The organism is Stieleria marina, from assembly GCA_007741555.1.
GTDB lineage: Bacteria > Planctomycetota > Planctomycetia > Pirellulales > Pirellulaceae > K23-9.
The window spans coordinates 2700876-2725754 of the sequence record CP036526.1; the positions used below are offsets into that span (position 1 = coordinate 2700876).

The window sequence follows — 24879 nt, forward strand, 5'->3', positions numbered from 1 at the left end:
CAGAGTGCAGACAACGGTTTCGCCCCATTCAGATTGTTTTTGAGTGCGGCTCAACAAGCATTCGATAGGTACCAAAGCGACTGTCCGTTTGGACAAAAACTATACGTCAAAAACGACCCCCGATTCGGTCGGTTCTGCCAGAGCCAGTCGAAATCGACGGAGGAAACTTTTTATGTGATCGAAACCAGGCCAGCGAACCAGACGTGGATACGCAAGCAGTACCACGGGTTCCATTTGAAATTGACAGGATTTTTACCCCGTGCCCGCACGCATTTACGCGCTCGCAAAAGAACTGAAACTCGATAGCAAGGATCTCGTTGATCTCGTTAAGAAAGTCGGCATCACCGGAAAAGGTTCGGCGTTAGCCAGCTTGTCCGACGAAGAAGCCCAACGAGTTCGCGATCATCTCGCATCCTCTAGTCAGCCTGCCGAACCGGTAGCCGCATCGACAGCACCTGTCGCTGTGCGCGAATCTGTCCAGCCTGAGCGTTCGAAGCCAAAACCCATCTCGATTGGACGATCGACGGGGCCCCGCAAAGCCGGCGCCAGTCAGAGTTCACGTCCAGCTGCTGCCAAGAGCGAAGCTCCGGTGGTTCGTAGCCCGGCGCCCCTGCCTCCGGTCGCAGAGAAGCCTCCCGCACCGAAGGAGCCCGTCGCCAAGGCGCAGGCTCCCGAAGTCAAGCTTCCTCCTCCTCCGCGAAGAAGTTCCGGTGGTGGTTTGGCAAGTAAAATGGGCGCGCATGCTCCCATTCGCCCCAATGATCCCGTCGCACCCATTCGTAGTGAAGGTGGAAGCGGCGGACGAATTCGTTCGCTGGATCGATCCCCGTCAGCCGGCGGCAAAAAAGACGCGGACGATTCGAAGCCAAAGAAACGCGAGCCAAGAGTCAAAATCAAAATGGCTCAGCTGGGCGAAGCCAAAGAGCCAGTCGCGGCGAAAGGTGCCAACGAGCCGAAGGCACAAAAGCCCGACGTCAAGCTGAGTAAAGATGCGATCGCGGGTCACAAGCAAGGCATGGCTGCACCGTTGGAGCAGTTGGCTAAAGAAGACAGCGAAAGCAAACGCGTCAAACGCGGTGGTCTGAGTGGGTTCACCGGCGAAAAGAAGCGTGGCACTGAAGAAGAAGAGAAGCCACAGAAGAAGAAAGGCATTGGCGGAATGGCCAGTGTGCGTGCGGAACGTTCACGCGGAAATCGCCGCCAGAACTCTCGCATGGATCGCTCTGGCTACGGCGGACGTGATTCAGGTCGCGGTCGTGGTCGCACGCTGAAGCGGAAAGGCACCAACACCGCCGCACCGCGAAAAGACGCCGTCGTACTGGAGTTGCCTTGCACAATCCGTAGTTTTTCAGAAGCCGCCGGGATCCCCGTTGCGAGTGTTCTGAAGGTCTTGATGGGCATGCAGATGATGGTAAACATCAACTCGGAATTGGATCTTGAAACTGCCGAAATGATTGCGGCAGAACTGGATTTGACGATCGAGCTGAAAGCAGCCGAAACACTCGAAGACGAGCTGATCACTGAACTGGAGAATCAGGAAGACGATCCTGATTCGCTAGTTCCACGAGCTCCAATCGTTACTTTCCTTGGTCACGTCGATCACGGAAAAACCAGCCTTCTGGATTACCTCATTGGCATCAATGTAGTTAGCGGAGAAGCTGGCGGAATTACTCAGCACATTCGCGCTTACGAAGTCGAAAAAGATGGCCGCTCGGTCACCTTTGTTGATACGCCCGGTCACGAAGCATTTACCGAAATGCGTGCTCGCGGTGCCAACGTCACTGACATTGCGGTGCTAGTCATCGCGGCCGACGACGGCATCATGCCACAGACCGAAGAGGCGATCAGCCACGCCAAGGCCGCCGATGTTCCGATCGTTGTTGCGATGAACAAGATTGATGTCGAAGGCGTCGATCCGAACCGCGTCATGACGCAGTTGACGGAACACCAGCTGACACCAAGTGAATGGGGCGGCGAAGTAGAAGTCGTGCAGACGAGTGCCACCAAAGGCATCGGAATGGACGAGCTGCTTGAAACGCTCCTGACTGTTGCTGAATTGAACGAGTACACGGCGAATCCAAATCGTGAAGCTCTGGGCGTTTGCTTGGAGTCGGAGCAGCAAGGTGATCGCGGTGTCGTCGCTAAACTGATCGTCCAAAACGGAACGATGCGAGTCGGTGATATTTTGGTTTGTGGACCGGCACACGGCCGTGTGCGAGCGATGACCAATACACTGACCGGAAAACCAGTCGAAGAGGCTGGGCCAAGTACGCCAGTGAATCTGATCGGTTTGGACACAGCACCTGGCGCGGGCGATCGATTCCATGTTCTCAGTGACATTGGTCAGGCCCGTGAGATTGCGGGAGCCCGATCGTACGAATCGAGTCGCGAGAATTTGTCGGGAATCACGACGAAGGTTTCCTTCGAGAATTTCCAAGACATGTTGCTCAATGGCCAACTTGGTCAAGATCACGAACGAGTCAAGTTGAACGTGATCATTCGTGCCGATGCGAAAGGTTCGTTGGAAGCGATCGACAAAGAGCTTGCTAAGTTTGATCACCCTGAAGTCGAAATTCGCGTGCTTCAACGCAGCGTCGGCGGGGTGACATTGGCTGACGTTACTTTGGCGTCCGCGTCCGACGCAGTCATTTTGGCGTTCAATGTGATTCCTGACGAACAAGCTCGTTCGTTGGCAGATGAACGCAACGTCCAAGTCCGGCGTTATGAAGTCATCTACAAATTGACTGACGATATCAAGGCGATGGTCGAAGGACGTCTCAAGCCAGAAGAGAAAGTCGTCGAACTTGGTCGTGCCGTTGTCAAACAGGTCTTTTCAATCAGCCGCGTCGGAACCATTGCTGGTTGCTACGTCGTGCAGGGTTCGATCCAGCGTGGTTGCCGAATTCGCGTCAATCGTGACGGACGAACGATTGGTGACTACGGACTTGATTCGCTCAAGCGGATCAAAGAAGACGTCAAGGAAGTACCGCGAGGAATGGAGTGTGGTATTCGATTGCAGGGCTTTAATGACATCAAGCAAGATGATGTTCTGGAAGCATATCGCATCGAAGAAGTCGCCCGTACGCTTGATTAACATCGCGTTTGATAAGCAGGACGCTTGGATCCTAGCATGCTCGGTCGGCCAAACGCCGGTTCGCAGCATGCTCGATGCAGTTCATTGACCTGTCGTATTGAGCCGTGTTTTGTTTTGTAGGTTCGACTATTCCTTCCCTCTCATTTGTACTTTTCAAGCCGTGACCAGTCGTCGATTGTTAAAAGCTGCCGAAGCGATCCGTGAAGTGGTCGCCTCAGCCATCTTGACCGAATTACGTGACCCTCGTGTCAAAAATGTGACGGTCATCTCGGTCGATGTGGCTCCCGATATGCGCGAAGCAAAAGTGCATGTCAGCGTGATGGGCAGCGAAAAGCAGAAACAGAATTCGATCCGTGGTTTGCAGAACTCCGCTGGATTTCTTCAGCAACAGATCTCAAACAAGATCGAATCTCGCTACATACCTAGGCTGCAGTTCGTCTTGAACAAAGGCGCTGACAACGCGATGGCGGTCGGCGAATTGCTGGCCAAAATTCGAGAAGAAAAAGAAGAGCGTTCGCTTCCTACGGAAGACGAAACCTCGCAAGCTGACATTTCCCGGCCGGATCCTAACGAGACCGCGCCAGCCAACGATGCCACGACCGAGCCCGGCTAGTCAAACGTCTTTGACCCGCTTTCTTGTCGTCCTCTCGCATCCTGATCTCCCCCTTTCGATTTTAACCTGATGGCCGCCAGTAACCGCGCAAAACTGATTACTAAACTTCATACCGTGCTGAAGAAGAAGTATCAGGCTCCACCCGCTCAACCGACACGTCCGCTTCTGGAGCATTTGCTGTATGCCTGTTTGCTAGAAGACGCGCCAGCTGATTTGGCTGACGAAGGGTTTGCAAAATGCGAACAAGATTTTTTCGATTGGAACGAAGTTCGTGTCACGACTGTCTCTGAGCTAAGCCAAGTGCTTTCGCGGTTGCCTGATTCAGCCAAAGCTGCCCAGCGTCTGAAAGAAAACTTGCAGGCAGTGTTTGAGGAGTTCTACACGTTCGATCTCGATCACTTGAAAAAAGAGAACCTAGGCAAAGCGGTCGGCAAGTTCGAGAAAATGCCAGCGATGACGCCGTTCGTGCTCAGCTACACCGTGCAGCACGGTCTAGGCGGCCATTCGATCCCAATCGATTATTCGGCCATGGTGCTGATGTTGGCGACCGACATCGCCACGCAAGCCGAAGCCAAAGATGGGCGAGTACCAGGGCTGGAGAGAGCGATTCCAAAGGCCAAGGGCATTGAGTTTTCGACGTTGTTGCACCTTGCTGCCGTCGAATTGAATAAAGACATTAAGAGCAAATCAGTTCGCGCTTTGATGGATTCGGTCAGCAAAGGATCCAGTGATCGGTTGGACGAATGGATTGCCGCTCGCAAAGCCGCTAAGCGACGTGGAGTAAAACGGCGCGCCGAAGAGAAAGAGCGAAACGAAGCGGAAGCCAAAGCAGCAGCAGCGGCGGCTCGTGAAGCCACTCGAATCGCAGCCGAAAAGGCAGCCAAGAAAGCGGCTGCAAAAGCTGCGGCAAAGTCGGCGTCGCGAAAGAAAGAGTTGACCGCCAGAGATCAGGTCGCAGCGACCGCCAAGAAAGACTCGCGAGCTAAATCGACTGCTGCAAAAAAGAAGGCAGCCGCTCAAGGCGAAACATCTGCCAAAAAGAAGGTCGCTTCCAAAAAGTCCGCTGCGGCGGAGCCAGCCAAGAAAAAGAAGACTCCTTCAAAGAAAAAGTCGGCCGCAACGTCGAAAACGGCAGCTGCTAGAAAGAAGCCAGCAACAAAAAAGAAACCAGCAACAAAAAAGAAAGTTGCATCGAAGAAGCCAGCGTCAAAGAAGGTGGCCAAAAAGCCTGCCAAGAAAAAAGCTTCGTCTAGCGCTAAGAAAGCTACCAATCGCAAGCTCACCAAACGCAAGCCGCGTTAATCTCGGTTGGCGTTCATATAGTGACGTCAGTTTTGTTTCGGTTCCCTCGATTTTACGTTTGATTAATCATGGCAGGACACTCAAAGTGGGCGAATATTCAACACCGCAAAGGACGTGTTGACGCTGCCCGTGGCAAGTTGTGGAGTAAGTTAAGTAAGGGGATCATCATGGCTGCCAAGCACGGCGGCGGAGATCCGGACGCGAACTTTCGACTTCGCAAAGCGATTGACGATGCGAAAGCAGTCAGCATGCCCAAGGACAACATCGCTCGCGCGATCAAACGCGGGACGGGTGAGTTGGCCGGCGGCGACATGGAAGAAGTGCTCTACGAGGGCTACGGCCCCGGTGGCGTGGCAGTCATGTGCGAAACGCTGACCGATAATCGCAACCGCACCGGTCCAGAAATGAAAACGATCTTCGGCAAGCAAGGTGGCGAGATTGGAAAGTCAGGCTGCGTTTCTTATCTGTTCGATCGTAAAGGCGTATTTGTCTTTGCCGCCGAAGGATGTAATGAAGAGAAGCTGACGGAAATCGCACTGGAAAATGGCGCCGAAGACATCGAAACGCTCGACGATGGTAGGTTTCAAGTCACCTCGCCTCCCGATGCTTACGAAACGCTCTCCAACGCTTTTCAAGTTGCTGAAATGCCGACTGAGATGAGCGAAGTCATGATGGTCGCACAGACGTCCGTTGATCTGGATGCTGATACGGCAAAGAAAGTGATGCGGCTGTTGGAAGCAATCGATGACCATGACGACGTGCAGACCGTCAGCACGAATCTGAACATCACCGACGAAATGATGGAAGAGTAGGTCGTCAACGACCAGTGCAAAGGGCATTCTTGCCTGTGCTTTTGCGACATGGTTTTAGATTAGCACTCGTTTGTCGCGGCATCTACACTGTGGCTATGCCAGTATGGTGCGACGCAAACGACTGCTTCTCGCTTGCATTGTTCATCGAGGTCAATTTCGCATTTCACCATTCGTTGCAAAATGAATGTGGCTTGAAGTGAACGGCGAGTCGTTCTGGTTTTCGGTCGAATGCATTCCTGTGCGTCACAGCCGAAGCGATTCTTGGTGCTGAGGTCGGCGCAAGAAAAAACGCTTCCGGCAATGTTTTTGCGGGAAGCGTTACGCGATGTCGCTCTGTTTGTTTTGCCCCAGCGGCTTGCTTAGTTGCGAGAGGGCAGATCAAAGCGATCTAGGTTCATGACCTTGGTCCAAGCGGCAACAAAATCGTTGACGAATTTCTCGCTCGCGTTCTTGCTGCCATAGACTTCCGCGATGGCTCGCAGTTGCGAATTCGATCCGAATACTAGGTCCACGGAACTTGCTTTCCATTTGGCCTTTCCTGTCTTGCGGTCGGATCCCTCGAAAAAGTGTTCGCAGACGGGCGACTTTTTCCACTGCGTATTCATGTCCAACAGATTCACAAAGAAATCGTTGGTCAGTGTCTCGGGTTGCTTCGTCATTACTCCTAGTCCCAAGTCATCCGCATTGGCACCCAGAACACGCAGGCCGCCGACCAAGACAGTCATCTCGGGTGCGCTCAGTGTCAGCAAACTAGCGCGATCGACAAGCAGTTCCGGCGCGGGGCGATCGATCGAGTGTCCCAAAGCGTTGCGAAATCCATCCGCTCTTGGCTCCAAGAATGCAACCGATTCTACGTCCGTTTGTTCCTGAGTTGCGTCGGTGCGACCTGGAGCGAAGGGCACGCTTACATTGTGCCCAGCTTTCTTTGCAGACTGTTCAACGGCAGTGTTGCCACCCAAGACGATCAGATCGGCGAGCGAGACTTTCTTGCTAGTTGTTTGCGATCTGTTGAATTCGGTTTGGATCTGCTGAAGCTTTTTCAAAACGTTCGCCAGTTGAACCGGTTTGTTGACGGCCCAGTCTTTTTGAGGTGCCAAGCGGATTCGAGCTCCGTTGGCTCCACCACGCTTGTCTGAACCACGAAAGGTTGACGCGGACGCCCATGCGGTAGAAACCAATTCGGAAACCGAAAGGTCGGAGCCAATCAGCTTTGATTTCAGGTTGGCAATGTCAGCATCGTCGATCAAGTCGTGATCGACTGCGGGCACCGGGTCTTGCCACAGTTCTTGCTCGGCCGGGACAAGCGGCCCCAGGTAACGAGAAACTGGACCCATGTCACGGTGTGTTAGTTTGTACCAAGCCTTGGCAAACGCCTTCGCAAACTGGTCCGGGTTCTCGTGAAAGTTTTTTGAAATTGGCCCATAGATAGGATCCATTTTCAAAGCCAAGTCGGTCGTGTACATGATCGGCGCATGAGCCTTCGCAGGATCGTGAGCGTCGGGAACAGTGCCTTTTGCCGATTCATCTTGAGGGATCCAGATCTGAGCACCGGACGGGCTCTTGGTTAGTTTCCAATCGTAGCTAAACAGGTTGTCAAAGTAGCCGTTGGACCATTCGGTGGGCGTCGTCGTCCACGCACCTTCCAAGCCGCTGGTGATCGTATCGCCCGCTTTGCCAGAACCAAACGCGTTCTTCCAGCCCAAACCTTGTTCTTCGATCGGTGCGCCTTCGGGAGCTGGGCCAACATTGTCGCGGGGTGGCGCGGCGCCGTGACCCTTGCCGAACGTGTGTCCGCCAGCGATCAGGGCGACCGTTTCTTCATCGTTCATCGCCATACGGCCGAAGGTGTCGCGGATGTCTTTTGCGGCGGCCAGCGGGTCGGGTTTTCCGTTGGGACCTTCTGGATTGACATAGATCAGTCCCATCTGGACGGCCGCCAAAGGATTTTCTAATTCGCGACCTTCGCTGTACCGCTTATCGCCCAGCCATTCACTCTCCGGCCCCCAGTACACATCTTCCTGCGGTTCCCAAACGTCGGCACGTCCACCAGCGAAGCCGACAGTTTTCAGACCCATCGTTTCGAGTGACCGATTCCCGGCGAAGATCATTAGGTCAGCCCAGGAAATCTTGTTGCCGTACTTTTGTTTGATCGGCCAAAGTAACCGCCGAGCTTTGTCTAGGTTTCCGTTGTCGGGCCAGCTGTTGAGCGGTGCAAATCGCTGGGTACCGTAACTGGCTCCGCCTCGACCATCGGTCACCCGGTAGGTGCCCGCGCTGTGCCAAGCCATGCGAATGAAGAGCGGGCCGTAGTTTCCATAATCCGCTGGCCACCAATCTTGCGAGGACGTCAGCAGTTCGTCAACATCTTTTGCTAAAGCATCCAGGTCAAGGGTTTTGAATTCCTTGGCGTAGTCAAAATCTGCTCCCATCGGATTTCCTTTGACCGAATTCTGGTGCAGGATTCCCACATTCAATTGGTTGGGCCACCAGTCACGGTTGGAATACGCGCCTGCCGCGGTATGCCGCATCGCCGGGGCGGTCGGCGCGTTCATGACGGGGCATTTAGCAATGGCGTTCTGCCCTTGCGTAGGAGTTGTCTTGGAATCATCAGCGAACACTGATGTCGCGATGCAAAACACTGCGAGGCTCGTTATCGGACGAGCGAGTTGGGTTGGAGCCATGGTCTCAATTGGGGTGGAGGGTGAGAATTCCGCTTATGCTGCGGAATCGTGATCGAGATGCCAGATTATTGCCATAAAAGAGCGATAGATCCAATGCATTAATCGAATGCCTTCTATGCAAATAATGCATGGCTGGGGCGGACGCAATACGCCTACACGTTAGTTTATTGGTCGATCAAGGGTTCGTTTCCATTGGGCGAGATTCCCGCAGCGAGAACCGATCGGTCGCCAATTGCGGTGCCATCCAGGCTGGTTCAGCAATGAATGAGTGACGCCTGCTCGTGGACTTCTCGCCGATCCGAACTGCCGATGCGCACTGTCGATGCGCACTGTCGATGCGAAACATTCGCCCGCTGACGAACCTATCCATTCTCAGGGAGTGAATCGCCGGGAATATCTGATTCACGAGGTGAGCGTGCAGGAAAGAACGCTGCATGGACGTTCGTGCAGCAGATTCATCGCGGGAGTAGGATCGCCGCGTCGAATTGCGACCTAAGCGATCGTTTTGGAGTAGTCTTTGATGTGTTCGCGAAACTCTCTGACCAATCGTGTTTGAAAGCGATAGGGATTCCAAACGGCTGCGATGGTTCGCGTGGGTTTGGTGCCGCTGATTGAACGGTAGACTCGGCGTTCGGTTCGGTCCAGCCGCTTTGCCATTTCCGGAATCATCGAAATGCCGTGCCCAAGCGAAACCAATTCTTGCACCATGACCAGTTGGCTGGTGCGTTCGACGGCCACCGGTTGAATCGCACGCTGCTGGCAGAACGAAGTGACATTGTCCGACAAGCAGTGGGCTTCGTTTAAGAGTACGAACGGATACTGTTCGATGTCTTTGATGCGAATCTGTTTTTTAGTGGCAAGTGGATGCTTGGGTGGCAGCACAAGGATAAGCTCTTCTTCAAACAGTTCCTCGCACTCGACATATCGAGTCGGTATCGGAAGAGCCAGGATTGCCAAATCCAGTTCGCCTTGTTTGCAGCGTTTCAACAAGTGGTCGGTCGTGTCCTCTTGAACGATGATCGTCGCCTTGGGGAACTTGTCCGAAAATTCACGCAGCAAATCGGGAAGAAAAAAAGGAGCGACGGTTGGGATGGCACCGATGCGAATGCGACCGCTCTCTCCATCGTCTCCGATTTCGGCTTTGGTGTCTTCGACGATAAATAGGATCTGTTCCGCTCGATTTTGGAACAGCAATCCGGCGTCGGTTAGTTCAACCGATCGAGGCTTGCGATCAAACAGCGGTTGGCCGAGCTCTTCTTCCAGTCGTTGAATCGACCTGCTCAATGCGGGCTGCGAAATGCACAATCGTTCCGCGGCGTGGGTAAAGTTTTTTAGTTCTGCCACACATTGAAAATTTACGAGCTGGTCCATGTTCATCGCGATCAAAACCTGTCAAAGAAGTATGTCATCACTTGGCAGCTCTGTCATTTAGCTTGGTCGCGAGTGTCGCTATCACGCACTTGCAGGTTAGTCTTGAGTCTGGCTATTTACCGATTGGTCGACGCTTTTTCTTTGGCCGGTACTGGTTGGGGTTCGCAGCCTTGCCGGTGACTTCGTACAAGAACTGGCTCGGGATTGTGGGCCGGGGCTTGCCCCATTTTCGCCGCGTCAGTGCCATCGAAAGGGTCAGGTTTTCTTGGGCGCGGGTCACGCCGACATAACACAACCGGCGTTCCTCGGCGATGTCCTCTTCGTTTCCACTTTTGACGCTGCGGCTGTGCGGCAAAAGTCCTTGTTCCATTCCGACCATGTAAACGATCGGAAACTCAAGTCCCTTTGCGGCGTGCATCGTCAGCAACCACACTGCATTTTGCGCAGCGAGCTTATCCTTCTCGTTACCCATCTCGCGTCCGGCGAGAGCAATTTCCGAAAGAAATCCCGTCAAGTCGGGCTTCTTTTTCGTGTCCTCGTACGCAGCGATCGCATTGCTGACTTCGCCTAAAGACGCCATGCGCGATTCTCGCTCTTCGGGCTGGTCGTACATTCGCACGATTTCATCCGAGTACGCGGATCGATCGTACAGGGTTTGAAGTGCAGCGGCCAGAGAATCGTTGGCCGCTCGCAGACGCACATCGTCGGCCAAACTTGCCAGTTGTTGGATGCCTTCTTTTGCTCGTGGTTTAAGATCCTCTATTGCGCTGGCGTCCGTCATGACATTCCAGACTGAAACGCCCCGCTCGACAGCGCGACCCATCAATAACTTGACGGCGGTCGGACCGAGGCCTCGCGCAGGCGTGTTGATCACACGTAGCAAAGCAACTTCGTCGTCGGGCTGCTCGATCCATTTCAAATATGCCACGATGTCTTTTACTTCGCGGCGGTCAAAGAACGACTGGCTGCCCAGCATCACGTAAGGAACTTCGGCCGCGCGAAGTTCGGTTTCGAATAGTCGCGGTTGTTCGTTGGTGCGAAACAAAATGGCGATGTCGCGCGGTGGGACCTTCTCGAAGTTGATGTAGTGAGCGATCTCTGCCACGACCGACTTTGCTTCGGTTATTTCGTCTTTGTGCTGTTGGATTCGCGGACGAGGGCCTTCAGGGCGACTAGGCAGTAACGATTTGTCGTGGCGTTCGGTGTTGTACTGAATCAACCGATTGGCCATGTCAAGAATCGATCCGGTGCTGCGATAGTTGTCTTCTAGACAAACTACTTTTGCCTCAGGCCAGTCTTTGGTGAAATTCAAGATGTGCGTCACGTCGGCACCGCGCCAAGCGTAGATGGACTGATCGTCGTCACCGACAACGCACAGGTTGCGATGGCGAAGCGTCAGGTGTTTCGTGATGCGGTATTGGCTGCCGTTCGTGTCTTGATATTCATCGACCAAAACATGATCGTATTTTGATGCTTCTTCGTCGCGGATGGTCGGGTGTTCGTCAAACAGAACTTCGGTGTTTAGCAACAGATCGTCAAAATCCATCGCACCCCGAGTGAAAAGTCCGACTTGGTAGCGACGGTACGCTGCGGCGGCAAAGTGCTCTTTGTCGGTCGCCGCTTCCAGCGCCGCTTCTTCGGGCTTGACAGATTGATTCTTCCATCCGCCGATGATCGCAAGCATTTCGCTGGCTTTCAGAGCTGTTCCCGGCAACCTCAGTTCTCTCAAGATTCCGCGGGCCAGTGATTCTTGATCACCTCGATCGTAGATCGAAAATTTGGCCGGATATCCCAATGCTTGGGCATGTCGACGAAGAATCTGTACGCATTGTGAGTGGAATGTGCTGATAGTGGGAGCGGGCGGAGTTTTTTCGTTCTTGCCGCGGCGTTTTCCACCGCGGCCTTTGGGAATCCCCAGCAACTCACCGACGCGTTCCTTCATCTCGCCGGCGGCTTTGTTGGTAAACGTGACCGCAAGAATTCGTTCCGGCGAAGTGCCGTGACGAATCAAGTTAACGATGCGGAAAGTCACAACGCGGGTCTTGCCAGTGCCTGCCCCTGCCAGAACCAACATGGGCCCCGAGAGGGTTTTGACAGCGGCAGCCTGCGCTTCGTTCAATCCATGATTGTCCCCATGACTTGGGTTCGCTCCATCGGACATGAATAAGTGGTTCGTTCTGCTTTGTTCGTGGAAAAAAATTGAGTGTCGCGATCGAAGACGCGACCTAGGTTTCTTGGCTCAGACGCTGACCCCACTCCCGACCGGAGTCAGGAGTTCGCAAAAACGCCAAGACGTGAGCCTACCGCGAAGGAGGCAGGCGATTGAAAATCAGAAGCCTGAAAATTTACCGACCCGAATCACGATCTGCGATGGGGTTCGCGGTGCCGGTTCCAAGCAAGATCATCATGCCCTGTTGCGGTTTGCCGGAATTGACGGCAGCCCGGTTAAACGGAACTCCGTAACAGGCATAGTTGCCGGTCGATGTGTCCAAGACATAGACGACCAAAGGTGCTGCCGGTCGCGCACTTGTGGTGGGAAAATCCAAGGCTCCGGTCGCCATGATGTACTTGCCGCCTTTGCCGCCGGTCGCCAGTGCTTCGCTGACGTTGACGGTATACAACGCCATGAACTGTGCCAGGCGTGGGTACATGACGGCACACTGCAGCAAGCCGGAGTTGTGATCGAGCACGAACAAACCTTCGCCGGATTCACCGACGCTGCCGGTCGCCATCGAAAATTTATCACTGCTAAGCGCCGCGCTGGCGTCGATCGATGGCAGTTGGAAACCTTCCAATTGCATGGCGGCGGCAGCTAGTTTGGATTCGCTAGCGGTGGATGTTTTGGCCACCGACGCTTGGCCAGCAAAATACGTTGCGGCTCCCAATGCGATCAACGTCGTTACAGCCAAGGCGCTGGCAACGAAATGCAGCTTGGTGAACCCGCCACAGCACGGGCTGGCCGCCGATGATTCGGCTAGTGGCAGCGACAGATCTGACGACGATGCGTTGGGGGTAGAAAAAACATCGAGTCCATTCTGGTTTGAACGTTGAGGGTCTGCGTTCATCGATTCTTGCTCCTTGTCAGCGCTCACTCGCGCGGCCTGCGAAGATAAAAGGTTGTCGGGCGAAGTGCGATGAAATCGAAGTCTTGCGAACGTGGATGCGATCGCAAGGGAATCGGGGAAAATGGTGCGTTTCTGACCATTCTCTACCGCAAACTTCAGTGCCCGTAATTGTACGCGCTGGCCCGTCACTTTACGATTGCTTTTTCAAATCCTGACCCCGTCAGACGTTCATTGCCGCCGGTGTTATCGATTCTCCCCGGGAGGGTCAGGCAAACTGCGGTGGTGGCAACGAGAATTTAGTCCAATCATCCCTTTTTTATAGGTGAACCGACCGTCATGGCAATCAATGAACCCCTTAATCGTAAACTCCGCATGGGTCTGGTCGGTGGCGGCCAGGGTTCGTTCATTGGTCGTGTCCACAGCATCGCGGCTTGCTTGGACAATCGCGCAGTGGTTACCGCCGGAGCCCTGTCCAGCAACCCCGAGCGGTCCAAGGCATCGGCACCTGACTACGACATCCACGAATCCCGGGCTTACGGCAGCTACGAAGCGATGTTTGATGCCGAATCCAAGTTGCCCGATGGCGAACGGATCGACTTTGTCAGCGTGACCACGCCCAACCACACGCACTACGAAATCGCTCGCGCAGCTGTCGAAGCAGGTTTCAATGTGATCTGTGACAAACCCATGACGTTTGATCTGGCGCAAGCCGAAGCGTTGTTGGAAACGGTCAGCAATTCAGATGTCGTGTTTGCTGTCTCGCACAACTACACCGGGTATCCACTTGTCCGCCAAGCACGCGAGATGATTCTCAATGGCGAGCTTGGCGAGATCAACGCCATTCGCACGCAGTACATCCAAGGATGGCTGCGAACCCAATTGGAAGCAGAAGATCAGAAGCAAGCAGCTTGGCGGACCGACCCATCCAAAAGTGGTGCTGCTGGTGCGTTTGGTGACATCGCCACCCACGCTTACAACTTGGGCCGATACATGACCGGGCTGTTACCCGAGACCGTCAGCTGTCACTTGAAAACATTTGTCGAAGGTCGACGTTTGGATGACTACGGCACTGCCGTGGTTCGCTACGAAAACGGCGGGCTGGGGACAGTCACTGCTTCGCAAATTAGCCATGGCCGCGAAAACGATTTGGAGATCGAAATTGACGGCACAAAAGGCTCGCTGCGTTGGCGTCAAGAAAATCCCAACGAACTGATCTTTCGTCAGAATGGCAAGGCGCACCAGATCTATACTCGTGACCCGAACGCGTCCTATATGAGCGGCTCCGGTGCAGCGGCATGTCGACTTCCAAGCGGTCATCCGGAAGCGTTCTTTGAAGCGTTTGCAAATGTTTATGCGTCCGCGTTTGACGCGATGGCACTGCGAGGCGATGGTCAGACGGTCGAGCGACGTGACACGGTCTATCCCAATATCTACGACGGTGTCGAAGGGATGTATTTTATCCAGCAGTGCGTTGCCAGTAGCGAGCAAGATGCTGCTTGGTTGCCACTGAAGCACGATGCTGCTCGGCGTTAGTCTCAGAGCGACTATCTCGAACGACCCGTTAGAACGGCCTGTATTGGACGACCAGTTCGAGTGACCATTTCAGAGCGGCCAATATTGGTCGCTGCGGCTGCTGTTGCGGTCGCAATCGTCGACGCCACGTTGAATCGAAGTGATGCCAGATCCTAATTCACGACCGCCCGTCCCTGGATACATCGCTGCAATCCTGCCTGCCGGTGGAAGTGGTCAACGGTTCGGAGCAAGTGAAAATAAGCTCTTTGCGTTGTTGGACGGCAAACCGATTTGGTATCACGCCGCTCAGCGTCTTCGCCAGCAAAGTGCGGTCGGACGGATTGTGATGGCAGTCGCGGCATCGGACCAAGATGCGTTCGCAAATAAGTTCCAGGGTTTGGTGAGTGAATTGCAGATTGAATTGGTTTCGGGAGGCAAGGAGCGAACCGACAGCGTTCAAAACGGTCTTGGTTTGGTGAAAGATGACCCGTCCGTTCAATACGTTGCCGTCCATGATGCTGCTCGACCGCTGGTATCCGCCGCCGATTTGAACCGGGTGTTTGATTCGGCCATCCAGACCGGAGCCGCGATCTTGGCGACGCCGATTCCTGGGAGCGTTAAACGGTCGGACGAAAATCAGTTTGCGACAACCGTAGATCGACGTGACTTGTGGATCGCTTTGACTCCTCAGGTGTTTCGTATCCAATGGTTATTGCAAGCGTACGAAAAATATCGCGGACGCCCCGCAACGGACGATGCCGAATTGGTCCAGAGAATTGGGCACGCGGTGACGCTGGTGCGCGGTTCGGCCGAAAATATCAAGATTACTCATTCAGAAGACCTCGCGATTGCACACGCAATCCTGCAACGACAGAATCATCATGCCTGAAGCAAATTTGATCGACGAACTTTCTTGGCGCGGCCTGATCCATCAACAAACTGATGAAGCCGGGCTAGCCAAATTACTGGCTTCGGGACCGCAGACGGTTTACATCGGATTTGATCCGACCGCCGATAGTTTGCACGTCGGCGGTTTGATGCAACTGATGATGCTGCGACGTTTTCAAAAAGCCGGGCACCGCCCGATTGCATTGGTCGGCGGCGCGACCGGAATGATCGGCGATCCGAGCGGCAAGAGCGAGGAACGCAATTTGCTTTCGGCGGAACAGTTGCAAGCCAATGTCGACGGTGTCGCCCAGCAGATGCGCCGGTTTTTGGATTTCGAGGGCGATCAAGCCGCACTCCTGTTGAATAATTTTCAGTGGATGCAGGGATACTCGTACTTGGAATTCTTGCGTGACGTCGGCAAGAGTTTTCCTGTCGGTGCGATGATGGGCAAAGAGTCCGTGCGTTCGCGGTTGGACAGCGAAGCGGGCCTGAGCTACACGGAATTCAGTTACATGCTCCTGCAAGCGTACGACTTTGTGCATCTGTGCAAAGAACATGGCTGCAAGATTCAAGCCGGTGGGAGTGACCAATGGGGAAATATCACAGCAGGCATCGATCTAGGTCGGCGCATGTTGGGCGAACAACTCTTCGGCCTGACAGCTCCGTTGCTAACCACCAGCGACGGACGCAAAATGGGCAAAACCGAGCGGGGTGCGGTCTGGCTGGATCCGGCACGCACCAGTCCGTACGCCTTTTACCAGTACTGGGTGAATGTCGCGGACGCCGACGTGATGCGCTGCATTGCGTACCTGACCGAAATCGAAAAGGCCGAATACGACGAACTGGCCAGCCAAACTGAATCAGACCCGGGCCGACGAGCGGCTCAGAAACGATTGGCGCAGTGGATGACCGAGTTCTGTCACGGAGACGATGGTCTTGAGTCGGCGATGAAAGCGACTCAGATATTCTTTGGAGGCGAGATTGGCGACGCGACGGATCAGCAGCTGAGCGAGATTTTTGCCGACGTTCCTAGCAGCGAATTGGAACGATCTGCGCTCGGTGGCGAAGGACTGTGGATCGTCGAAGCGTTACAAAACGCGGGGCTCGCTGGCAGCAGTAGCGAAGCGAGAAGGGCCATCAAAGACGGCGGCGTTTATGTCAACAATGAACGCATCAGCGACATGAACTTGAAGTTGACGGAGCCGGATTTGGCAAGTGAAACCGTGATTGTGTTACGTAAAGGCAAACGTAAATACGGTCTTTTGCGTTTTCCCAAATAGCTCTTAGCGTATTTGCTGACGCCGATTGAAAATGTCGGGATCGAAGGGGTTCGCCACTTGTGGCAGTCGTTCGATCTGGGGCTTAGTGTTTTCGTGCACTTCGTTTTGCCAATCCGGCGCAGTGGGTTTTCCGCCCGCGTCGGATGCCGATTCAGGTTTGTACGACGTTTCAGCTAAATTGCGTTTGGCGTTTTCGAGTGCCGCTCCCGCCGGGCGTGCCGATTGGAGCCATTGATCCAAGGCACGCGACGCGGGAGTGTCTCGCACGCCAAGTGAGCGTTTTGCTCCGGCGTGTCCGTCAATCGCGCGAAGCCTGAGTTCGCTTTCCAAACCGGATTGAAAGTTAATGAACGGCGTGATCGAAAGCAGGTTCTGTCTGGCAATTCTGGCCGAGGCCCGCGAACCACTCGCTGGCAGCAGCAGTTTCCATTGAAGGTCGGAGGTATGCCCGTGGCAGCTTCCGCAGCGATTGAGCAGCATCGGTTGCACGTTTCTGGCGAATCCGGCCAGGGTTGCCGCGTCGACTTCTTCGGCGGCCTCTAGCTGTTTTTGCTGGTGATCGACCAACTTGATTTGTTCTGCCACGGCGTTCCGCTCAGCATCGGAGATAGTTGTCTTTTGCTGTGATGCGGATCGTGCTCCTTTCCATGCGCGGGCCAGTCGGTTGGCCAGGCGGACAAACACAGGATCGCGGGGCGAAACCTGGAGTGCGTGTTCCAAGTCTCGCTGGGCAAGCTCCAGGAGTTTTCGATCGAGAAGCTGGTGTTGCAAACACCACTGAATATCGTCCGCATGGGCGGCCAGATCATCGGCGTGCCGACTGTCGGTTCGATACTGGTATAGGTCGTGCATCGTTTGGCCCCAGCAGAGCACGCGCTGGCGATCCAGCCGCAGTTCGCTTCCGTCGGAGCGTCGGACGACGATTTCGTTGCCAAGTTGAATCGCTTTGCCACGCAATACGTTTTGATTGGCAAGCAATACAACGCCGTCGCTGGTCTCGGCAGTCGCGGTGGCGATCGTGTTCATGCTGGTCGACGCAGGCTCATTCAACGCGTCGCTCTGATTGAGGACTTCGCTGTTGAGCGCACGATTAATCGTCGCGTTTTGCTGTTGAGCGTTCGCGTCTTTAAAGCAGATCGATAGCAGCGCCAAGCTGCAGCAAATCGCTGCTTGGCGGGGGGATTGAGTCCACATAAAGATGGAACTAGCAAAACCCCTTGGACAGCGTCAATGCGAACGCCAGAAGAACGCCCCAGTAACGTTGGCGTCGATGCGTTTTAGCGACTACGCGACAGCTTTGGCGAAGATCATCTTGCCAGCATTGGTTTGAAGCGTGCTAGTGACCAGTACTTCCAGTTCCTCGCCGATTCGCTCCCGTGCACCCTCGACCACGACCATCGTGCCATCATCCAGGTAGCCCACACCTTGCTCGGGGCCTTCGCCAGCCTTGATGATTTTGACGCGAAAACCTTCGTCCGGCAGATACGCGGGACGCAGTGCGTTGCTGATTTCATTTAGGTTGATGACAGGCACGCCTTGGACTTTGGCAACCTTGTTCAAGTTGAAATCGCCCGTGACAACTTTGCCTTCCAGGTGCTTGGCCAGTAGAACCAATTTTAGGTCCACCGTCTGGCCGGCAAGCTCAGGCAATTCGCGATCGAAAATAATCAAATCGACATTGTCATCGGCACGCATGCGATTGAGCACATCGAGCCCGCGACGTCCGCGGGTTCGGCGCAGTTTGTCGCTGCTGTCAGCGATCGCCTGCAATTCTGTCAAAGCAAAACGCGGCATGATCAACTGGTTGTCAAATACGCCTGTGCCTACCAGGTCGGCGATCCGTCCGTCGATGACGACACTGGTGTCCAAGATCAACGGCTTAAAACCTTTTACTTCGCGGACAAATTCGACATACGGAATCAAAAAGCGGAAATCGTCTTTGGTCTGCAGTAGCACACTGACGCAGATATAGCACAGTACTAGCGCAATGATCAGCTGCACGGCGCTGGGGTTGTTGATGCTGTTGACCAGCATCGGCGCGACGGCAATCCACAAGATGTACGTCAGCAGCATCCCGATCAGCACGCCAAAATAGACGGCCGAGATCGTGTCAATTCGCTTGCGAGGCACGTAGATGTCAGCAGCGACGACGGCCAGGGCAAGTCCCATGATTCCGGCAAACACCAGCCAAGGCGTGGCGGAGCTGGATTCTTGTGGTAGCAACTGTGAGTTGATCACAGCGGAAACGCCACCAGCGCAGATCAAGAAAATGCAGCGAAGAATAATGAGAGCCATGGAAGCAACATCCCAACTCGGAAAGCAACGAAACAGTCGTGACAGATAATCATGGCAGTCTAGATCAGCCAGCGATGCCCCCCCAGGGGCCGTCACGGTCGATTCGACAGCGGCCCAGGATTCGACTCGGAATAACTCGCACAATCGACCGAAGCCGACCAGCAGGCGAAGTAATCGACATCTGAACATTAGCCGCAAATGACGTCAGTTTGCCAATGCACCCGAGGCCAGTAGCCAGTACCTGCACTGGACCGAGCTCCGCCCGCAATCCGACAACGGAGTCTTCTCAGTTCACGGCGTCCCTACCAGTCGGCTAGGGGGCCGGTTTCGTTCCTGACGGCGAAGCGATGCTGAGTGTCGCAGAACTGATCCGTCATGCCCGCGATGTATTCGCCGACCACTTGTTCGACGGGGCGATCCTGCGTGCGACCACGGAACCGAAGCGGTAATCGATTGGGGGAACGCGTTAAAATTTGGAACAGTTCCTGAAGCCGACGCGACGCATCGTTGCGAACAGGAATCAAACGCGGATGGCGATAGACCGTCTTAAACAGAAATGATTCTAACTCGCCGCGTTCGGATCGCAGTTCATCGCTGTGCTGGAGCCTCAATCCCGATTCGCAAACTTCGTCAGCGTCGTAGCCGTCGACGCCCACCAACAAGTCGAACGCGCCGCTAAGCAAATCACTGACTTGGAGATCGATCAATTCGTGCACCAACGCTTGACGCGTTTCCTGCTTGGGCAAACGTCCATGGCGATCGCTAATCGCATCTAAAGCTCGCCGGACAATGTCCAATTTGGAAAGTTCATCCAAGGACAACAGCCCCATCTGCAATGCATCGTCGACGTCATGCGCGTCATAAGCAATTGAATCGGCCAAATCAACCAGCTGAACTTCCAGAAGAGGCGAACGCCCGACGGCGGCTTCTTGCTTGTGAGCCCTCACGTCCTGTCCACCCAGAGTTTCCGCGGTCAAATTCAGGCCGCTAAATTCCGAATACCGCTGTTCCAATTCTTGCACGATGACCAGGGCAAACTGATTGTGCGAAAAACCACCGACGTCCCGCATGCATTCGCTCAGTGCGTCTTCGCCGCAGTGACCATACGGCGGATGGCCGACATCGTGCATCAACGCGAGTGCTTCGGTCAGATCCTCGTTTAGTCGAAGGGCTCGTGCCATCGTTCGCGCAACAGAAGCGACTTCAAACGAATGAGTCAGGCGTGTTCGGTGATAGACACCCATCTCGCCGGTGAAGACTTGCATTTTGCCGGCCAAGCGACGAAATGAACTGCTGTGCAGAATCCGGTCGCGGTCGCGGGCATAGGGGCCGCGGTAGGCGTGTGGCTGTTCGGGGTGCACGCGGCCTTTGGAATTGCAGCTGTGCATCGCGTAAGAAGCCAGAAACGTTTCTTCGCTTTCCTGGTACTGTCGCAAGTCAATCATGGGAGTGTTTGGGGCAGACATCGAAGTACCAGCGGAAATTTCCGCAGGGCAGGTGCGAATCGCGGCGGGGCTATTTGGCAAACAGGGACAAGGGGTATGCTGTTCGATTCTACCGATCCCGGCATCGCACGCCCACACCAACCACCACGCAATCGCGAAAGACTCCGTTGCCGCCAGTAAAATCGACTTCCACCTCGCGGCGCAAACGAGCCTCTGTTAAGAGCCGCTCAGGCGCTCACGCGATCCGCATTCGGGGTGCTCGCGTCAACAACTTGCAAAATATCGACGTTGATATTCCTCGCGATGCTTTGACCGTCATCACCGGGGTGTCCGGTAGCGGCAAGAGTTCGCTGGCGTTTGACACGTTGTACGCCGAAGGTCAGCGGCAATACATCGACAGCCTTTCGGCCTATGCGCGACAGTTTTTAGATCAGATTCCTCGTCCCGATGTCGACTCGATTGACGGCCTGGCTCCGACGCTTGCCATCGATCAAAAACCTGGTTCTACCAACGCTCGCAGTACCGTTGCCACGGTCACCGAAATTTACGACTACTTGCGACTACTGTACGCACGTGTCGGGACTCCGCACTGTGTTGAGTGCGGTTCGGCTATCTCGCAACAATCCTCCGAAGTCATTCGCGATCGGCTGGCAGAATTGCCCGACGGTACCAAACTGGTCTTGATGGCTCCGATGATCCGTGGGCGTCGCGGCGAGCACCGTGACATCTTGGATTCGATTCGTGTGGCGGGCCTGATTCGTGCCCGTGTCGATGGCGAAATCCACGCGTTGGAAGACATCCCCCCGTTGGCTGCCAAAAAGAACCACACCATCGACGCTGTGGTTGATCGATTGGTGATTCGCGAAGACATCGAATCGCGTTTGACCGAATCGATCAGCTTGGCACTGCGACTGAGCGGCGGCATGATCGCGACACTGATTCAAAACGACGCGGGTGATTGGGACGAAGCCATCTACAACACAGCGATGGCCTGTGCTGATTGCGGCAATAGCTTCGAGGAAATCGAACCGCGGACCTTCAGCTTTAACAGCCCCTACGGTGCGTGTCCCAGCTGTGATGGGATCGGCAAAGTCGGCGAAAAAGATCGCGAAACCGTTTGCCCGGTCTGCCAAGGTGGACGACTTCGCGCCGAAGCTTTGGCGGTAACGATCGATTCCAAATCCATCGTTGATCTAACGGCACTCCCACTTTCACGGGCGGCCGAGTGGTTGGGAGAGATTGAAACGAGCCTGTCAGAGCTTCATCAACGTGTTGCACGTCCAATCTGTATCGAAGTCGTGCGGAGGTTGACGTTTCTGCAGCGCGTCGGCGTTTCATATCTGACTCTTGATCGTGCTGCGCATACACTGAGCGGCGGCGAATTGCAGCGTGTGCGATTAGCGACCAGTATCGGGAGCGGCTTGGTTGGCGTGTGCTATGTGCTGGACGAACCGTCGATTGGCCTGCACCCGGCGGATCATGATCGGTTGATTCAGTGCATTCGCGATCTGCAACAGCAAGGCAACACGTTGGTTGTGGTGGAGCACGACGAAGCGACCATGTGGGCAGCCGATGTTTTGATCGACATTGGGCCTGGCGCCGGCAGCGGGGGAGGGCAACTGATCGGGATCGGTACGCCGCAGGAGATAGCCGCAGATAAAAAAAGTCTGACGGGTCAGTACTTGTCGGGTACGCGCCGCATTCCGATTCCGTCAACGCGTCGGCCTCAGTCAAAGAAGTGGCTGACGATCAAAAATGTCAGAACGAACAATCTGAAAGACGTGACGCTGAAACTGCCTCTGGAGCAGCTCATTGGTGTCAGCGGTGTGTCCGGAAGCGGCAAAAGTTCACTGATCAACGACACGCTGTATCCGGCGTTGGCCAAGAAACTGGACCTTGTCGCGCCCGCACCAGGGCCGCACAAAAGTTTGCTTGGGAGTCAGCACATCGACAAACTGATCGTGATCGACCAAGCCCCGATCGGCCGCAGTCCTCGTAGTTGCCCAGCGACTTATGCAGGTGTGCTGGACGAAATTCGCAAAGTGTTTGCGGCCACCCGGGAAGCGAAAACGCGTGGCTTTAAAGCCGGGCGATTTAGTTTCAACTCCGCCGATGGTCGCTGCGAACTTTGCAAAGGCCATGGAGCGGAGCGGATCGAGATGAATTTCTTGAGCGATCTGTTTGTCACTTGTACACGCTGTGGCGGTCGCCGATTCAATCGTCAAACGCTCCAGGTTCGTTTCAAAGACGCCAGCATCGCGGATGTTTTGGACATGACCGTCGACGAATCGGTGGAATTCTTTCAGGACGTCCCCAAAGTGCTCCGGCTCGTTCAATCGCTTCAGGCTGTCGGGCTGGGATACATCCACTTGGGGCAATCCAGCACAACGCTTAGCGGCGGCGAGGCGCAGCGAATCAAACTGGGGACTGAATTGGCCAAGTCGTCGACCGGAAGCACGTTGTATTTGTTGGATGAACCGACCACCGGCTTGCACTTTGCAGATGTCGAACGCTTGTTAGGTGTGCTGCAGCAATTGGTCGATGCGGGCAACACGGTCATCGTCATCGAACACAACTTTGACTTGCTGGCGGCTTGCGATTGGATCGTCGATTTGGGGCCGACGGGCGGCGAAGATGGCGGCTATCTGCTGGCCGAGGGGCCTCCCGAAACGATCGCGGACGTGCGGGACAACGCGACCGGAAAATTCCTTAAGCAGATTCTGGCTGCCGGAAAACAGGGCTAATTCGCGAACCTGCCTTTCTCTATGGGCCCTATTGCTCCCAGATTCGCATTGTGGCCGCTTTTGATTTATGGCTACTATCCCCAGCAGTCATTCTGATGCTACCGATCCATTGCGACGCACCAAGGAAGGTCTCGCTGTGTCTGCCCAAGTCAAACATGAACCTACCGATGATCGCGATCGGTTTCCGACGACGATGGTCGATCGATTGCGATCGATTCGAAATTCGGTACTGGCCGAAGGGCAAGCGATCGAGCGCGCTGCAAAATCGTTGACCACCGAAGCGGTACGCGCCGCCGAAATGACCGCGCAATGTGATGGCTGCGTGATTGTCACGGGAGTCGGCAAGGCGGGTTTGGTCGGGCAAAAACTGGTCGCGACTCTCGCCAGCACAGGCACGCCCGCACACTTTTTGCATCCGTCCGAAGCGGTTCACGGTGATTTGGGCCGAGTACGCGAAAGCGATTTGGTCTGGGCGATTTCCAATTCAGGCCGTAGCGAAGAAGTGGTTCGCATCGCAGATCATTTACGAGAACATGCCACCGCGCTGGTCGCGATTACCGCTGGCGAAGACAACCCATTGGCGATCGCGGCGGACTGTGTCGTCGCAATCGGCAAACACCAAGAAGCCTGTCACAACGGATTAGCACCAACCAGCAGCACGGCGGTGATGATGGCGGTCGGTGATTCGATTGCATTGTTGGCCAGTCGGCTTCGCCGATTCACGCCACAGGATTTCGCAAAATTTCATCCCGGTGGTTCGCTGGGACGCAAGCTGGCTCGCGTCGAACAATTGATGCGGCCGATCGACGCTTGCCGAATCGCATCGGACAGCGTTTCGATTCGCACGGCCATCGTGACCAGCTCCCAAACAGGGCGTCGCTCCGGTGCGGTCATGTTGGTCGATAACGACGGTTCGCTGGCAGGAATTTTTACGGACAGCGATTTGGCCAGACTGCTAGAAACGCGACGTGAAAACGCGTTGGACGAATCAATTGCATCGCAAATGACCCGCCAGCCATCGACGACCAATACCGGTGCAACCCTCAGCGAAGCGATGGCGTTGATGTCGCATCGCAAAATCAGCGAGTTGCCGGTGGTTGATCACGCCAATCGCCCGATCGGAATGCTGGACATCACTGACCTTGTGTCATTAAACGACTCTGGCGACGCCGCGACGATTCCGATCAATCCGACGCGTTAGGGCGTCATCGTCAGCATCCAAACATCACTTCTAAGATCTTGCATTCATGCCGTCACTGCTTCGTTCCGATTCCGATATCGCTAATTCCATCACCTGCATCATTTCCGATGTCGATGGCGTGTTGACCGATGGCCGTATCATTTACGACGGCAAGGGAGTCGAGAGCAAGCAATTTCACGTTCGTGACGGACTGGGGATCAAGCTGTGGATGCAGAGCGGGTATGAGTTTTGCATTTTGACGTCACGGCAAAGCACGATAGTCGAAAAACGCTCGGCAGAGCTTGGCATCAAACACGTCGCCCAAGGGCATGCCGAAAAAGGCGCCACCGCTCAGTCGATGATGGATTCGCTGGGCTGCAGCGCAGAACAAGTCTGCTACATCGGCGATGATTTGCCTGACATTCCGGTCATGAACAACGTAGGGCTAGCCGTCGCCCCGGCCGACGCAGCCAATGACGCTCGTGACGCTGCTCATTGGATTTTGAAATCTGGTGGCGGCGAAGGCGCCGTTCGCGAATTAGTCGAACGATTGTTGCGTGCCAAGAAGCAATGGGAGGCCTGCGTGCCCAGCTAGTT

General features: G+C 54.8%; 17 protein-coding genes. 10 read left to right on the forward strand and 7 right to left on the reverse strand.

Features of this window, described 5'->3' with window-relative positions; translation table 11 throughout:
* Nucleotides 1-259 precede the first annotated feature (259 nt).
* The 4 genes from infB to K239x_RS09375 all read left to right on the forward strand — a co-directional run bounded on the left by infB (nt 260) and on the right by K239x_RS09375 (nt 5821).
* Nucleotides 260-3094: a translation initiation factor IF-2 gene (infB, locus tag K239x_RS09360; protein ID WP_145417563.1), complete on the forward strand. Its 2835-nt coding sequence runs from the start codon at nt 260-262 to the stop codon at nt 3092-3094.
* Between the two features lie 160 nt (nt 3095-3254).
* Nucleotides 3255-3707: a 30S ribosome-binding factor RbfA gene (gene rbfA, locus K239x_RS09365; protein ID WP_145417564.1), complete on the forward strand. Its 453-nt coding sequence runs from the start codon at nt 3255-3257 to the stop codon at nt 3705-3707.
* 69 nt (nt 3708-3776) lie between these two features.
* Complete coding sequence (locus K239x_RS09370) at nt 3777-5009, forward strand: hypothetical protein (RefSeq protein ID WP_145417565.1); 1233 nt, start codon at nt 3777-3779, stop codon at nt 5007-5009.
* Between the two features lie 68 nt (nt 5010-5077).
* Complete coding sequence (locus tag K239x_RS09375; protein WP_145417566.1) at nt 5078-5821, forward strand: YebC/PmpR family DNA-binding transcriptional regulator; 744 nt, start codon at nt 5078-5080, stop codon at nt 5819-5821.
* A 359-nt stretch (nt 5822-6180) separates the two neighbouring features.
* Here K239x_RS09375 and katG read toward each other — a convergent pair whose 3' ends face one another.
* From katG to K239x_RS09395, 4 genes are all read right to left on the reverse strand, one after another.
* Nucleotides 6181-8373, reverse strand: coding sequence for a catalase/peroxidase HPI (gene katG, locus K239x_RS09380; protein ID WP_473163576.1), 2193 nt, complete (start codon nt 8371-8373; stop codon nt 6181-6183).
* A 621-nt stretch (nt 8374-8994) separates the two neighbouring features.
* On the reverse strand, nt 8995-9879 hold the full coding sequence (locus K239x_RS09385; RefSeq protein ID WP_145417568.1) for a LysR family transcriptional regulator: 885 nt from the start codon (nt 9877-9879) through the stop codon (nt 8995-8997).
* A 106-nt stretch (nt 9880-9985) separates the two neighbouring features.
* Complete coding sequence (locus tag K239x_RS09390) at nt 9986-12034, reverse strand: ATP-dependent helicase (RefSeq protein WP_145417569.1); 2049 nt, start codon at nt 12032-12034, stop codon at nt 9986-9988.
* Between the two features lie 184 nt (nt 12035-12218).
* Nucleotides 12219-12938: a hypothetical protein gene (locus K239x_RS09395; protein ID WP_419189866.1), complete on the reverse strand. Its 720-nt coding sequence runs from the start codon at nt 12936-12938 to the stop codon at nt 12219-12221.
* A gap of 336 nt (nt 12939-13274) precedes the next feature.
* On the opposite strand from K239x_RS09395, the gene K239x_RS09400 reads away from it, so the two are divergent.
* From K239x_RS09400 to tyrS, 3 genes are all read left to right on the forward strand, one after another.
* Nucleotides 13275-14471, forward strand: a complete 1197-nt coding sequence (locus K239x_RS09400) for a Gfo/Idh/MocA family protein (RefSeq protein WP_419189867.1) — start codon at nt 13275-13277, stop codon at nt 14469-14471.
* Nucleotides 14472-14613: 142 nt separating this feature from the next.
* Nucleotides 14614-15339: a 2-C-methyl-D-erythritol 4-phosphate cytidylyltransferase gene (gene ispD / locus K239x_RS09405; RefSeq protein WP_145417570.1), complete on the forward strand. Its 726-nt coding sequence runs from the start codon at nt 14614-14616 to the stop codon at nt 15337-15339.
* Nucleotides 15332-16618, forward strand: a complete 1287-nt coding sequence (gene tyrS / locus K239x_RS09410) for a tyrosine--tRNA ligase (RefSeq protein WP_145417571.1) — start codon at nt 15332-15334, stop codon at nt 16616-16618. Before ispD ends, tyrS begins: the two co-directional genes overlap by 8 nt.
* A gap of 3 nt (nt 16619-16621) precedes the next feature.
* Here the strand turns inward: tyrS and K239x_RS09415 are convergent, their stop codons facing one another.
* The 3 genes from K239x_RS09415 to dgt form a co-directional block, all read right to left on the reverse strand.
* On the reverse strand, nt 16622-17812 hold the full coding sequence (locus K239x_RS09415; protein WP_145417572.1) for a hypothetical protein: 1191 nt from the start codon (nt 17810-17812) through the stop codon (nt 16622-16624).
* Nucleotides 17813-17902: 90 nt separating this feature from the next.
* Nucleotides 17903-18913 (reverse strand): PIN/TRAM domain-containing protein, encoded by a 1011-nt coding sequence (locus K239x_RS09420; protein ID WP_145417573.1) that lies wholly within the window; start codon nt 18911-18913, stop codon nt 17903-17905.
* 302 nt (nt 18914-19215) lie between these two features.
* Complete coding sequence (gene dgt, locus K239x_RS09425; RefSeq protein WP_419189868.1) at nt 19216-20379, reverse strand: dGTP triphosphohydrolase; 1164 nt, start codon at nt 20377-20379, stop codon at nt 19216-19218.
* Nucleotides 20380-20630: 251 nt separating this feature from the next.
* Here dgt and uvrA point away from each other — a divergent pair, with 251 nt between their 5' ends.
* The 3 genes from uvrA to K239x_RS09440 all read left to right on the forward strand — a co-directional run bounded on the left by uvrA (nt 20631) and on the right by K239x_RS09440 (nt 24877).
* Entirely contained in the window at nt 20631-23102 is a 2472-nt protein-coding gene (gene uvrA, locus K239x_RS09430) for an excinuclease ABC subunit UvrA (RefSeq protein WP_419189869.1), read from the forward strand.
* Nucleotides 23103-23238: 136 nt separating this feature from the next.
* A complete protein-coding gene (locus K239x_RS09435) occupies nt 23239-24303 on the forward strand; it encodes a KpsF/GutQ family sugar-phosphate isomerase (protein WP_419189870.1) in 1065 nt (354 codons plus the stop codon).
* A gap of 46 nt (nt 24304-24349) precedes the next feature.
* Entirely contained in the window at nt 24350-24877 is a 528-nt protein-coding gene (locus tag K239x_RS09440) for a KdsC family phosphatase (protein ID WP_145417575.1), read from the forward strand.
* Nucleotides 24878-24879: the final 2 nt, after the last annotated feature.